The sequence below is a fragment of the Streptococcus mitis genome (assembly GCF_000722695.1).
In the GTDB taxonomy this organism is placed as follows: Bacteria; Bacillota; Bacilli; order Lactobacillales; family Streptococcaceae; genus Streptococcus; species Streptococcus mitis_O.
The window spans coordinates 1-13,911 of record NZ_JPFU01000013.1 but is presented as its reverse complement, the minus strand read 5'-3'; the positions used below and the strand labels follow the sequence as shown (position 1 = coordinate 13,911).

General features: G+C 38.3%; 8 protein-coding genes. All 8 read right to left on the bottom strand.

What is annotated here, in order from left to right:
- Window positions 1-70 precede the first annotated feature (70 nt).
- Window positions 71-3,133, bottom strand: coding sequence for a pneumococcal-type histidine triad protein (locus tag SK629_RS05380; RefSeq protein ID WP_042900930.1), 3,063 nt, complete (start codon window positions 3,131-3,133; stop codon window positions 71-73).
- A gap of 190 nt (window positions 3,134-3,323) precedes the next feature.
- On the bottom strand, window positions 3,324-6,407 hold the full coding sequence (locus SK629_RS05375; RefSeq protein WP_042900929.1) for a pneumococcal-type histidine triad protein: 3,084 nt from the start codon (window positions 6,405-6,407) through the stop codon (window positions 3,324-3,326).
- A gap of 191 nt (window positions 6,408-6,598) precedes the next feature.
- Complete coding sequence (locus SK629_RS10960) at window positions 6,599-9,574, bottom strand: pneumococcal-type histidine triad protein (RefSeq protein WP_050492355.1); 2,976 nt, start codon at window positions 9,572-9,574, stop codon at window positions 6,599-6,601.
- A 7-nt stretch (window positions 9,575-9,581) separates the two neighbouring features.
- The gene (adcAII, locus tag SK629_RS05360; RefSeq protein ID WP_042900928.1) at window positions 9,582-10,499 is read right to left on the bottom strand and encodes a zinc-binding lipoprotein AdcAII; all 918 of its coding nucleotides are present in this window, start codon (window positions 10,497-10,499) and stop codon (window positions 9,582-9,584) included.
- A 143-nt stretch (window positions 10,500-10,642) separates the two neighbouring features.
- On the bottom strand, window positions 10,643-12,034 hold the full coding sequence (locus SK629_RS05355; RefSeq protein WP_042900927.1) for an APC family permease: 1,392 nt from the start codon (window positions 12,032-12,034) through the stop codon (window positions 10,643-10,645).
- Window positions 12,035-12,155: 121 nt separating this feature from the next.
- The gene (gene sdbB / locus SK629_RS05350) at window positions 12,156-12,722 is read right to left on the bottom strand and encodes a thiol-disulfide oxidoreductase-associated lipoprotein SdbB (RefSeq protein ID WP_042900926.1); all 567 of its coding nucleotides are present in this window, start codon (window positions 12,720-12,722) and stop codon (window positions 12,156-12,158) included.
- An 11-nt stretch (window positions 12,723-12,733) separates the two neighbouring features.
- The gene (ccdA2, locus tag SK629_RS05345) at window positions 12,734-13,441 is read right to left on the bottom strand and encodes a thiol-disulfide oxidoreductase-associated membrane protein CcdA2 (RefSeq protein WP_042900925.1); all 708 of its coding nucleotides are present in this window, start codon (window positions 13,439-13,441) and stop codon (window positions 12,734-12,736) included.
- A 125-nt stretch (window positions 13,442-13,566) separates the two neighbouring features.
- Window positions 13,567-13,911, bottom strand: a 345-nt coding sequence (locus SK629_RS05340) for a transposase (protein WP_042900924.1), incomplete at its 5' end; no start/stop codon positions are given.

The window sequence follows — 13,911 nt, the reverse complement described above, 5'->3', positions numbered from 1 at the left end:
TAAAAGGACATTATTCTATCCAAAAGTAGAACAATATCCTTTCAACCAGTTTATCATTAGTCAAAATATTCTAAGGTTTTATTTGCTTAAGAGTTTTAATATCATAGGTTACTAAATCCCCATTCTTATTATAAAATTGAACACCTTCTGAAGAAAAAATAAGGTATTTAGAATCAATTTGAGCAATTTGTGATATTTTATTTATATGATCTTTTAAAGTGGCCTTATCTAATCCATAATCTGGTATATCATCGTAATCATCTTCTTTATTTTCTTCTGCTTTAGGTTTATCTTTTTCAACCGAAGGATTATTGATAGGCGTATCTGCCTCATTTTGAGGTGTGCTATCCTTTGGTTTTTCATCAACTTTACCTGAATCAGCTTCTTCTTTCTTTGTTTCTGTTTTATTATCTATAGAAACTAGATTTGAATTAGAAGTAGCATTTGTTGTTTCTTTTTCTTCATTTCTTTTAGCTATCAACTCTTGAGCTTGTTTCCACTCTTTCTCTGATAAATCAGACTGATTGATACTTCTCAATGAATCACCACTAGCTTTTGGAATACTGAAAGATTTATCTGCCCAAATATAAGTTCCCTTTGCCAATACATCCTGAGGATCAAAAATATATCCATCAGGAGTTGCAAACTTGCCTTCTTTAAGTGCTTTCTGTACTTCTTCCGCAGAATGGATAATTTGCCAATTCTGCATTCCAGTACGTTTTTCAAGAGGCGTTACATTAGCAATGACAGATCCAGCATCATCATGACCTGGTTTTGACCAAACTTCAGGACGCACATCAGGATGTTGCATTACATATTTTATTGTTGCGATTTGATCACTACTTAACCAAGAATATGGTACGACATGAATATGATCGATATGTGGAATAATGAAGGAACTTCCAGTATCATACGTAGTATTGGCTGCATGCATAGGCAAGCTAGATACATCAACAGCTAATCTTGGTTTAATTTCTGTTTCTACAATATCATAACGATAAGTATCTTTATCTTTAAGCATTAGTTCCTGCTCAGAAAAAGCTATTTGAGTAAGATCGAGTTCTTCACGCGAATAAAAATAATCTTTACCACCTTCATTGATTATATAACCAATTTTACTATTTCTAGAAATCTTATTAGTTACTTTTTTATAATCAAACTTTGGTCTTTCCTTCTCATCTGAGTGAACTGAAGAAACGATGTCGTCTGGATTTTTACCAGTTTCTTGAATCCATTTGGCAACTTCATCCAATTCGAATTGTTCTAATTCACCGTATCCCATATAATGGAAATGATCTCCGTGTTTGGCAATAACACCTGATTTATCAACAGAATCGATTGAATCTTTGGTAAATATATATCCATCGCTCGTATCATAAGGTTTACCATCTAAACCTTTTCCATATGCTTTGATTGGTTGTCCTAAGAACTTATGTACTACTTCTTTTGATACTAAAGGTTTAATATCTGTACCAATTTGATTTAATCCATTTTGCCCTTTTAACGGAATAATTCTAGCAATCTTCTGCTCTAAATCAGACATTTGTGAATAAGGGATAAAGTGATAGTGGTCTCCGTGGGGCACTGCGACACCATTTGCAGTACGTTTGATAATTTGTGCTGGATCAAAGACGAGCCCATCAGATTCTACATGTCGTTCTGATAAAGGTTTGGCATACAATTCAGTTAAAAGTGTTGAAATATCTTCCCCTTGATTTTGATGATATGTTGGTGTGACAGTCAAGTTTGGAGTCTCTGTCAAACTTGGTTGGACTGGATTTGAGTCATTGTTACTTGGTTTACTTGAGCTTGTAGAAGAATGAGAACCCTGTTTACCATTCCAATAGGCTTGGGCAGCAACTAATTCCCCTGCTGACAAATCACTCTTAGGTATATAGTGGAAATGATTGCCATGCGGTACAACAAAAGCGTCGCCTGTATCTTCAATCACATCTGTCGGACTAAAGACATACCCATCATCCGTTGTATAAGCTCCTCCAGTTCCTCGATTTGATGCTTGCGTATTGAGATTAAAGTTTGGTTTAATCGGTGAACTTGGTGTTGAACTTGGTTTCGGATTGTCAGAATGACTTTGAACAGGCTGACCTCCAATTGGCAGATTTCGAGCCAATTTTTCTTCCAAAGCAGACATTTGCGAATAAGGAATGAAATGGAAATGATCTCCATGAGGAACTGCAACTCCATTTGCAGTACGTTTTGTAATCTGTGCTGGGTCAAATACTAATCCATCAGACTCTACATGACGTTGGCTAAGTGGCAAAGCGTACAATTCTTGAAGGAGACTATCCAAGTCCTCATTTTGACTCTCAGGAGCTGTTGCAGGATTTTGAGGAGTCTCAGCTTGACTCGTTCTCACACTAGATTTTGTTTCAGCTCTGCTCGAACGATATTCAACGGTACTTAATTGACCACCTTTTCCAGATAAGAAGGCTTGAGCAGCAGCTAATTCACTGGCAGACAAGTCACTCTTAGGAATATAGTGGAAGTGATTGCCATGAGGAACGATATAGGCATCACCCGTGTCCTCAATTATATCAGAGGCATTGAAGATATACCCATCATCCGTTGTATAGCGTCCTTGGGCTCTGGCTGCAGCAACAGCATTATCTGTGCTTGCATTATGATTATGGCTATGTTCCTGCTTCTGACGTTTAATTTCTTCTTTTGTCCGAATATTGTCCGCATGGGCCGCATCTTTAAGGTAAACATAGTATTTCCCGTCTACCTTAATCACATAACCACCCTTAATTTCATTGACAATGTCTGAATTCTTCAACTGATAATTCGGGTCTTTCATCAGCAGTTCTTCACTGATGATAGCATCATAAGGAACCTTGCCATTATAGTAATGATAATGGTCTCCATGAGAGGTTACATAACCTTGATCAGTAATCTTAATGACGATTTGTTCTGCGTTGATTCCTTCTCTTTTACTGACTTCATCTGGTGTCAAATTTTCTGCCTTTTGACCAGCCTGATCACCATCTATATAAGCAACTCGATTAGAATCTTTCTTAACTTGACCAGCTTGGTACCGTCCAAGCTCATAGGAACAAATACTTAGGGCAAGGACTACCACTGAACCTGCTACATATTTTTTATTGATTTTCATTCTTTCCTCTTTTCTTAAATCTATTTGATTCACTATAAAATAATAAACCAGTTAATTAACTAGTCAATAGTTTACTCTTTTTAATATTGATTGTCAAGAATTTTACATATCCACATAATAAAAATAAAAGCCTCTTTATCGAGACTTTCATTTTTCATTAGTTGATTTTTCCTTACTTATAGATGGAGGATTACTTTCTTTTTAACAACGCAAGTAATTTTTCTGCTTCTGCCATGATACCATTATTATCCATGGTCTGGAGGCTCAGATTATTTCGTAAACCAGCTAGGGTTTCTGTTGCAGTAGCTTTCAGACTAGTATCTGTTACTTTAGCAAGTAAAGCTTCTGCTTCTTTGAGTTTGGCTTCTACTTTTTCAGTCTCTACTTGAGGGACTTCAGCTTCATCTGCTGTATCTTTAACTTCTTCCTTTTTATCTTTTTCATCAGTGCTTGGTTTATAAAGATTATCTACTGAGGGGCTCAAACTTGAGTGATTCTCCTTTTCATTAGATTCAGGAGGAGTTGACTCATCTGCTTCATGATGTTCTTCCTTTTCTTCGTCATGTTTACTATCTTTGTCTGCTTTATTTTTACGAACATGGTCACTTGCGTTTCCCCATCCATTATCTGAATACGGACGTTCGTTTGGATGTTCTACATAGTATTTTACAGTCGCAAAGAGATCCTCTAAACTATAGCCTTTAGGTGCCTCATAAAGTCCTTCGTCAAACCACCCAAATTTAATGTTATGGTAATGGTCGTAATGAGGTATAATTAAGCTACCATTTTTAACTTCAACAGTATGTTGTAGATTGTAAGGAATATGATCAAGTGGAACCTTCTTAGCTGCTTTCACTTTATTATAGATTGCTTCTACTCCTTTAACCTCAGTATTTCCTGAACCCTGATTATCTGTTGAAGGAGGCGTTAAACCTTTCTCTTTAGCATAAGCCTGAGCTGCCACTCTTTCAGCTTCAGACAAACTATCTTTCTTAATCCAATGGCTATGGGTCATATGAGGTGTTACATAAGCATCTCCCTCATCACTGGTAATATCACGAGTGTCAAAGATATAGCCATCCTCTGTTGTATACTTACCTGCTAATTTCGCTAATTTAATTTCATCGTCTGTATAAGCAATCTGAGAATTTGGTTTGCCAAGTCGTTCTGGATGGGTAATTGGTGCTAGGAATGCCAATAAATCATCTACCAATTTTCCTTTATTAGAAGATTCATCATTCAAGCGTTCTGCTAATTTTTCTAAGGCTTGAAAATCAGAAGTACGACCCTTATTTTCAGACAAGACTTTATGAGCCTCGGCTAATAAATTATATGCTTTATCATAAAATTCTTGGTCACGAGGAGCGACATTTTCTTTCTTCGCAACTAGAGCGTGTGTCTCTTGAGTTTTCTTAGATAAGAGATTTTCAATAGCATCAATCTTATCCTTAGCCAGGTCTTTAGCTAGAACATAACGACTGACTCCCTTATCCTCGAAAATATAACCGTCGCCAACTTTTCTAACAACCTGGTTGGCATCAAGTTCAGTCGGTTTATTTTCCACTGGTGCTAGAGGTTTGGTAGTAGGCGCTGGCTTCAGAGGAGTAACACTTGGCAAGACACCGCCATTTTGTCCTTTGACAGCCACCATACGAGCCAATTTTTCTTCCAGCGGTGACATTTGTGAATAAGGGATAAAGTGATAATGATCTCCGTGGGGTACTGCCACACCATTAGCTGTACGTTTGATAATTTGTGCTGGATCAAAGACTAGACCATCCGATTCCACATGGCGTTCTGATAAAGGTTTGGCATACAATTCACTTAAAAGTGTTGGAATATCTTCCCCTTGATTTTGATGATATGTTGGTGTGACAGTCAAGTTTGGAGTCTCTGTCAAACTTGGTTGAGCTGGATTAACATTATCACTACTTGGTTTACTTGAACTTGTAGAAGAATGTGAACCCTGTTTACCATTCCAATAAGCTTGGGCTGCAGCTAATTCTCCTGCTGACAAATCACTCTTAGGAATATAGTGGAAATGATTGCCATGCGGTACAACAAAAGCATCACCTGTATCTTCAATCACATCTGACGGACTAAAGACATACCCATCATCCGTTGTATAAGCGCCTCCAGTTCCTCGATTTGGTGCCTGCGTATTGAGATTAAAGTTTGGTTTAATGGTTGAACTTGTTTTATCTGTACTGCTTGGTTTCGTATTGTCAGAATGACTTTGAACAGGCTGACCTCCAATTGGCAGATTTCGAGCCAATTTTTCTTCCAAAGCAGACATTTGCGAATAAGGAATGAAATGGAAATGATCTCCGTGAGGCACTGCCACACCATTGGCTGTACGTTTTGTAATCTGTGCTGGGTCAAATACTAATCCATCAGACTCCACATGACGTTGGCTAAGTGGCAAAGCGTACAATTCTTGAAGGAGACTATCCAAGTCCTCATTTTGACTCTCAGGAGTTGTTGCAGAATCTTGAGGAGTCTCAGCTTGACTCGTTCTCACACCAGATCTTGTTTCACCTCTGCTCGACCGGTATTCAACGGTACTTAATTGACCACCTTTTCCAGATAAGAAGGCTTGGGCTGCAGCTAATTCACTAGCAGACAAGTCACTCTTAGGAATATAGTGGAAGTGATTGCCATGAGGAACGATATAAGCGTCACCTGTATCTTCTATGATATCAGATGCATTAAATATATACCCGTCATCCGTTGTATAGCGTCCTTGGGCTCTAGCTGCAGCAACAGCATTATCTGTGCTTGCATTATGATTATGACTATGTTCCTGCTTCTGACGTTTAATCTCTTCTTTTGTCCGAATATTGTCCGCATGAGCCGCATCCTTGAGGTAGACATAGTATTTCCCATCTACCTTAATCACATAGCCACCCTTGATTTCATTAACAATATCTGAATCCTTCAACTGATAATTCGGATCTTTCATCAGCAGTTCTTCACTGATGATGGCATCATAAGGAACCTTGCCATTATAGTAATGATAATGGTCTCCATGAGAGGTCACATAACCTTGATCCGTAATCTTGATGACGATTTGTTCGGTGTTGATTCCCTCTCTTTTACTGACTTCATCTGGTGTCAAGTTCTCTGCCTTTTGGCTTGGTTGGTTGCCATCGATGTAGGAAACACGGTTATTTTCTTTTACAGTTTGAGCTTGATGCAAACCTAGTTCATAAGCACAGACACTTAAAACAAGTGCAGTTGCTGATCCAGCTAGATATTTTTTATTGATTTTCATTCTTTCCTCTTTTCTTAACTCTATTTGATTCACTAAAAAATAATAAACCAGTTAATTAACTAGTTAATATTTTACTCTTTTTAATATCGATTGTCAAGAATTTTACATATCCACATAATAAAAATAAAAGCCTCTTTATCGAGACTTTCATTTTTCATTAGTTTATTTTTTCCTTACTTACAGATGGAGGATTATTTTCTTTTTAACAACGCAAGTAATTTTTCTGCTTCTGCCATGATACCATTATTGTCCATGGTTTGGAGGCTCAAATTATTTCGTAAACCAGTTAGAGTTTCTGTCGCATTGGCTTTTAAACTAGCATCCGTTACTTTAGCAAGTAAAGCTTCTGCTTCTTTAAGTTTTGCTTCTACTTTTTCAGTCTCTACTTGAGGGACTTCTGGTTCAGCAGGTGTTTCCTCTACTGGCTCTTCATCCGCTTTGAAGTTCTTATTTGGATCTTCACTGTGGTCTTTCTTACCTAAGACATGCTCGCTGGCATTTCCCCATCCGTCATTAGAATGTGGACGTTCATCAGGATGTTCAACATAGTACTTAATCGTCGCAAATAAGTCTTCTAGAGTATAACCATTTGGAGCTTTGTATGAATGATCATCAAACCAAGCAAATTTAATGTTATGGTAATGATCCTTGTGAGGAATAATCAAATTCCCATTTTTAACTTCAACTGTATGCTCTACCATGTATGGAAGTCGTACGAGAGGAATCCGTTTTTCCCCTTTCACACGATTGTAAATGGCCGCTGCACTATCTCCAGTTGGATTTGCTTGAGCATCTGCGTCTGGAGATGGAGGTAAAATACCTTTTTCTTTAGTATAAGATTGAGCCGCAGCTTTTTCCTTATCAGAAAGGCTGTCTTTTCCAATCCAGTGACTATGGCCCATATGAGGCGTTACATAGGCATCTCCTTCATCACTGATAATATCATGTTCGTCAAAAATGTAACCATCTGACGTTGTATACTTATCAGCTAATTGAGCAATACGAACTTCGTTTTCGGTATATTCAATTTGAGAATTTGGCTTACCAAGTCGTTCTGGATGGGTAATTGGTGCTAGGAATGCCAATAAATCATCTACCAATTTTCCTTTATTAGAAGATTCATCATTCAAGCGTTCTGCTAATTTGTCTAAAGCTTGGAAATCAGAAGTACGACCCTTATTTTCAGACAAGGCTTTATGAGCCTCGGCCAATAAATTATATGCTTTATCATAAAATTCTTGGTCCCTAGGTGGTACATTTTCTTTCTTCGCAACTAGGGAATGCGTCTCTTGAGTTTTCTTAGATAAAAGATTTTCAATAGCGTCAATCTTATCCTTAGCCAGGTCTTTAGCTAGAACATAACGACTGACTCCCTTATCCTCGAAAATATAACCGTCGCCAACTTTTCTAACAATCTGATTGACATCAAGTTCAGTCGGTTTATTTTCCACTGGTGCTTGAGGTTTGGTAGTAGGAGCTGACTTCAAAGGAGTAACACTTGGCAAGACACTGCCATTTTGTCCCTTGACAGCTATCATACGAGCCAATTTTTCTTCCAAAGGGGACATTTGTGAATAAGGAATAAAGTGATAATGGTCTCCGTGGGGCACTGCGACACCATTAGCTGTACGTTTGATGATTTGTGCTGGATCAAATACTAGGCCATCCGATTCCACATGTCGTTCTGACAAAGGTTTGGCATACAATTCACGTAAGAGTGTTGAGATATCTTCCCCTTGATTTTGATGATATGTTGGTGTAACAGTCAGATTTGGAGTCTCTGTCAAACTTGGTTGGGCTGGTTTAGCATTATCACTACTTGGTTTACTTGAACTTGTAGCAGAATGTGAGCCCTGCTTCCCATTCCAATAGGCTTGGGCAGCAGCCAGTTCTCCTGCAGACAAATCACTCTTAGGTATATAGTGGAAATGATTGCCATGCGGTACAACAAAAGCGTCTCCTGTATCTTCAATCACATCTGTCGGACTAAAGACATACCCATCATCTGTTGTATAGGCTCCTCCAGTTCCTCGATTTGATGCTTGCGTATTGAGATTAAAGTTTGGTTTAATCGTTGAACTTGGTTTCTCAGGACTGCTTGGTTTCGGATTATCGGTATGACTTTGAACTGTCTGACCTCCAATTGGTAGATTTCGAGCCAATTTTTCTTCCAAAGCAGACATTTGCGAATAAGGAATGAAATGGAAATGATCTCCATGAGGCACTGCAACACCATTGGCAGTACGTTTTGTAATCTGTGCTGGGTCAAATACCAATCCATCAGATTCCACATGACGTTGGCTAAGTGGCAAAGCGTACAATTCTTGAAGGAGATTAGCTAAATCCTCATTTTGACTCTCAGGAGTTGTTGCAGAATCTTGAGGAGCCTCAGATTGACTCGTTCTCACACTAGATCTTGTTTCTCCCCTGCTTGAACGGTATTCAACCGTACTTAATTGACCACCTTTTCCAGATAGGAAGGCTTGGGCAGCAGCTAATTCACTGGCAGACAAATCACTCTTAGGAATATAGTGGAAGTGATTGCCGTGAGGGACAATATAGGCATCCCCTGTGTCCTCAATGATATCAGATGCATTAAAGATATAACCATCATCCGTTGTATAGCGTCCCTGCGCTCTGGCTGCAACTACCGCCTGATCATTAGAACCACCTCCATGATTACTACTGTGTTCCTGCTTCTGACGTTTAATTTCTTCTTTTGTCCGAATATTGTCCGCATGGGCCGCATCCTTGAGGTAAACATAGTATTTCCCGTCTACCTTAATCACATAGCCACCCTTGATTTCATTGACAATGTCTGCATCCTTCAACTGATAATTCGGATCTCTCATCAGCAGTTCTTCACTGATGATAGCGTCATAAGGGACCTTGCCATTATAGTAGTGATAATGGTCTCCATGAGAGGTCACATAACCTTGATCCGTGATCTTGATGACGATTTGTTCTGCGTTGATTCCCTCTCTCTTACTGACTTCATCTGGTGTCAAGTTCTCTGCCTTTTGACCAGCCTGATCACCGTCTATATAAGCAACTCGATTAGAATCTTTCTTAACTTGACCAGCTTGGTACCGTCCAAGTTCATAGGAACAAACACTTAGGGCAAGGACTACCACTGAACCTGCTACATATTTTTTATTGATTTTCATTCTTTTCTCACTTTAATTCTTCTGCTAGAACACTCATATTTTCTTCAAGGTTTTCTAGGTAAGTCTTGTCATTTTGTGGGTCTGCCTCTAAAGGATTTAGAGTTTTAAGACCCACACCTGTTGATTTGACAAGAGTTTCAGCTACTTTGGAAGAAGCGTTACTTTCTGTAAAAATCGTCTTAACCTTATAGGTTTTAACAAATTCCTGAATTTCTGTAAGTTGTCGTGGACTTGGTTCTTGTTCAGGAGAGATACCAGCGATTCCAAGTTGATTTAATCCAAATCTCTTAGCAAGATAAGAAAAGGCTGTATGTTGTGTTACAAATGTTTTTTGAGTCGCTTTTTCAAATTTAGGCTGGAATTTCTTAGTCAATTCTTGAGCTTTTTTGATAAAGGCTTGCGCATTTTTCTGATAAGTTTCTTTATGCTCACTATCCACCTCTGAAAGTTTATCAGCGATAATCTGAGCTTCTTCGCCAGCTTTTTCAGGATCTAGCCAAGTATGAGGGTCATAGAGCGTTTTTTCATCAACTCCATTACCTGCTTCCACATCTTCTAGCCCTGGAACGCGGTCTAATGTCATTCCTTCAGAAGCCTCTAAAACCTTAACTTTGGATTTTTTAAGATTGGGATCCAGACTTCCTGCCCAAGATTCGAGCGTATGAGAATGATAAACAAAGACGTCTGCATCATAGATGGCCGCGATGTCATTTGCTGAAGGTTCAAAGGAGTGAATCCCACTACTTGACTGAATCATCCGAACATCATTCAAGTCACCAGATACTTCCTTAACCATAGCGTAGATAGGATAGAAACTGGTCACAATTTTCATCCCTTTCCCTGTCTGGCTTTCCTTTTGACCACAAGCCCCTAAACACAAAAGAAAGACACTTAACAATACTAAAAATAAACTTTGTTTTTTCATGGATAACCCCTTAACTATTTAATTAACTGGTAAACATTCTACTCCTAAAAATTTAATCTGTCAAGCTATTTTTAGAAAAAAATTGAAAATTTCTTTCACATATAAAAATCTGCTGAATTTCAACAACTCAACAGACTTTCACTTTATTCTTCTATAGTAGAATGCTTATAGCCATAAGTGAAGTAAATCATACTTCCTACTAACAATGCAACTAGGAAAGCAATCCAAGTTTCCATATTATACTGTAACATAAAGGACAAACAAATGATGATTGATAAAATTGGTAACAGGGGGACCAATGGTGTTTTAAATTCTCCAGCTTTGGGCATCCCTTTTTCTTTCCGTAAGCGAATCAGCCCATAAGCCAGCATAATCAAGTAGGCAAGGGTACAAATATTTAAAAAGGCTGCAATACTAGCTAATGGAAACATTCCTGCAGCTACCGCTGAAGCTAGACCCGTCAAGATAGTAGCATTTTTAGGTACCTTACTTGTCTGCGTTAGTTCCTTAAAGGCGCCAGGCATCAATCCGTCACGCGCTAAACTGTATATCATACGCGATAGGGCATAGGTCATCGAAATACAAACTGTAATCAAGGTCAAGATAGCCACTAATGACACATAGTTGGCTGCCCAACTAATCCCAACACTACGAAGGGCAAAGGCAACGGCATCATCGACATTTAGATGACTATAGTGAACCACACCAGTCAAAACAAGAGTCACCAAAGCATAAAGAATGGTTACGATAGAAAGCGATAAGACAATCCCTCTCGGAATATTTTTTTGAGGAGTCTTGACTTCATCTACAGCCATAGAGATGGATTCGAAGCCTAAAAATCCGAAGAACATTAAGGAGGCACCAGCCATAATACCAGTACTAGCGCCATATATTTGTCCAAAACCATAAGGAGCAAAATTGCTCCAATTATCAAGTTTGATATGCCAAATTCCTACTAAAACAAAGAGGGCTAAAGCGGAAAATTTTAAAATAACTAGAATTGAATTAAAGCGTAAGGCTGCTTTAGCATTGAGTAAAACAAGCGAGGTCACCAAGACCAAAACAAGAATAGGCAATAAATCAACAAATGTTCCTACTTGAGGATTAAAGGTCCCATTTAAAGCCTGAGGAAGGGCTATCCCGTATTGAGAGAGCAAGCCTTTAAAATAAGCTGCCCAACCCGAAGCTACACCTGATATGGCTGTCATGAACTCCATCATGGTTAACCAGCCAGCCAACCATGCAGGGAATTCTCCTAAGATAGCATAGAGATAGCTGTAGGCACCACCTGTAGCAGGTACTCGTGAAGCAAATTCTGCAAAAAAGAGGGCTGATAATCCCACGCACAAGGCAGAAATGACGATTGAAATCACTAGGGCTGGACCAGCAAGCGTTGCAGCTGCAGTACCTGTAATTGTAAAGACGCCTGTCCCTACCATGGCTCCGATACCCAGCAAAATCAAATCCCATAACTTCAAATGCCTGTGCATCTCCGTTTTATCCAAACTTACATTCTTTGTTCTAAATATATTCATCTTTCACTCCAAAATAAAATGATGATTCTATTTTACCATAAATATAGGAAATTTGTGAATATTTATAAAATAATTTTCTAAAAAAATCTGACTACTTTTTGTAATCAGATTTTTATCTATTCTAGTTCATTTCTTTAAAGGCTGCTTCTGCATCCGCATTACTGATAACACCAAATTGAATCTTTCCAATCTTTCCTTGACTATCAATCAGGTATTCTGTAGGAATGCTTCGAATTTGATAAGTTTGGAAGATAGTTGCTTTGGTATCATAAAGTACTGGGATATCCTTATAACCTTGATCTTGGAACCATTGTGGGAATTGCTCAACAGTTTTTTCACCTTGAATTCCTGGTGCAATGACACTAAGAATTTCGAAATCACGATCTGGTTTCGCAGCTAATTCCATCAACTCAGGCATACTTTTTTTACATGGACCACACCATGAAGCCCAAAACTTTAAGTAGACTTTTTTACCCTTATAATCAGATAACTTAACTTCTTTACCATCCATGGATTGCAAGGTGAAGTCTGGAGCTTCTTTTCCAACAGCAATTTGTTGTACAGGCGCTTGTTGCTGCTGTTTTGGGGCTTGTTGTGGTGCTTGACTCTTTTTAGTCTCTTCCTTACCACAGGCCATCAATACAACTAATGACAAGAGGCTTAAGCCAGCAAACATTACTTTTTTCATCTTTTTCTCCTTTATTCAAAAATTCCAGCTAGAACATTTACTTGTCCTAATAGTAACAAAATTCCCATTAAAATAATAAGGAAACCACCAATTTTCTTCAGAAGCATCATATGACGCTTGAGTTTACTAAAATAAGGCATCACTACACCAGAAGCTAGAGCCAAGACCAAGAAAGGAATGGCCATCCCCAGAGTGTAAATAAGAGTATAGATAGCTCCTTGCCAGGCGCCATTGCCTCCAGAAGCCGCAAGCGCTAAAACAGAACTTAAAACTGGACCAATACAAGGCGTCCAACCAAAGCTAAAGGTAATACCAAGTAAAAATGCTGACCAATAACGATTGGCTGCTGATTTCTTGAAAGTAAAGCTTTTTTGAATCTCTAATTTCTTAAAATGAAAAATTTCCATCTGGTGAAGTCCCAAAATGATAATAATTGTTCCCATAACATATCGAAACCAATTTGCATAGAGAATATTACCAAAGTAACCTGCACCAAAGCCTAGAATAAAGAAAATGAGAGAGATACCTGCGATAAAGCAAAGCGTCCGAATCAAACCTGACCAGAGAACCTTTCTCCCAAACAAAGAAAAACTTTTTGCGCTTTCCTGATCATCCAGCAAAATTCCAGTATAAACTGGTAACAGAGGAAAAATACAAGGGGAAAAGAAAGACAAGACCCCTGCTAGAAAAACGGAGATTGAAAATACTATCGTTTCCAATAATGAACCAACTTTCTTAAGATTTCTTATCCTATTGTACTATAATCCATTTTATTTGTATGATTTCTGCTACGCAAATTAAATTAGCCTGTATTTAAAAGATCTTTTCTGTCACCAGCTAATACTCAATTATATTCAAAAAGCAACCTTGTCCACTGTCTGCTGACAGTGGACTTTAAAACATTTTTTTCCAATCCTTGAATAACTTCTTGAAGCTTATCAATGACAGCTTCCAATGTTGGGAAAGCCTTATTTTTAAAACCTCGTTTTCGAATTTCTTTCCAGACTTGTTCAATAGGGTTCATTTCTGGTGTATAAGGTGGGATAAAAGCCAAGTCAATATTACTTGGAATCTCCAAGGTACTTGATTTATGCCATATAGCATTATCCATTACAAGTAACATATAGTCATCTGGATAAGCTTGTGAGACTTGCCGTAGAAATTCATTCGTCCACTCAGTATTGCATCC

Coding starts and splice junctions, on each gene's coding strand:
- sdbB (WP_042900926.1), bottom strand. CDS start 12,722: ATGAAAAAAGTAATGTTTGCTGGCTTAAGCCTCTTGTCATTAGTTGTA.
- adcAII (WP_042900928.1), bottom strand. CDS start 10,499: ATGAAAAAACAAAGTTTATTTTTAGTATTGTTAAGTGTCTTTCTTTTG.
- SK629_RS10960 (WP_050492355.1), bottom strand. CDS start 9,574: ATGAAAATCAATAAAAAATATGTAGCAGGTTCAGTGGTAGTCCTTGCC.
- SK629_RS05380 (WP_042900930.1), bottom strand. CDS start 3,133: ATGAAAATCAATAAAAAATATGTAGCAGGTTCAGTGGTAGTCCTTGCC.
- SK629_RS05375 (WP_042900929.1), bottom strand. CDS start 6,407: ATGAAAATCAATAAAAAATATCTAGCTGGATCAGCAACTGCACTTGTT.
- SK629_RS05355 (WP_042900927.1), bottom strand. CDS start 12,034: ATGAATATATTTAGAACAAAGAATGTAAGTTTGGATAAAACGGAGATG.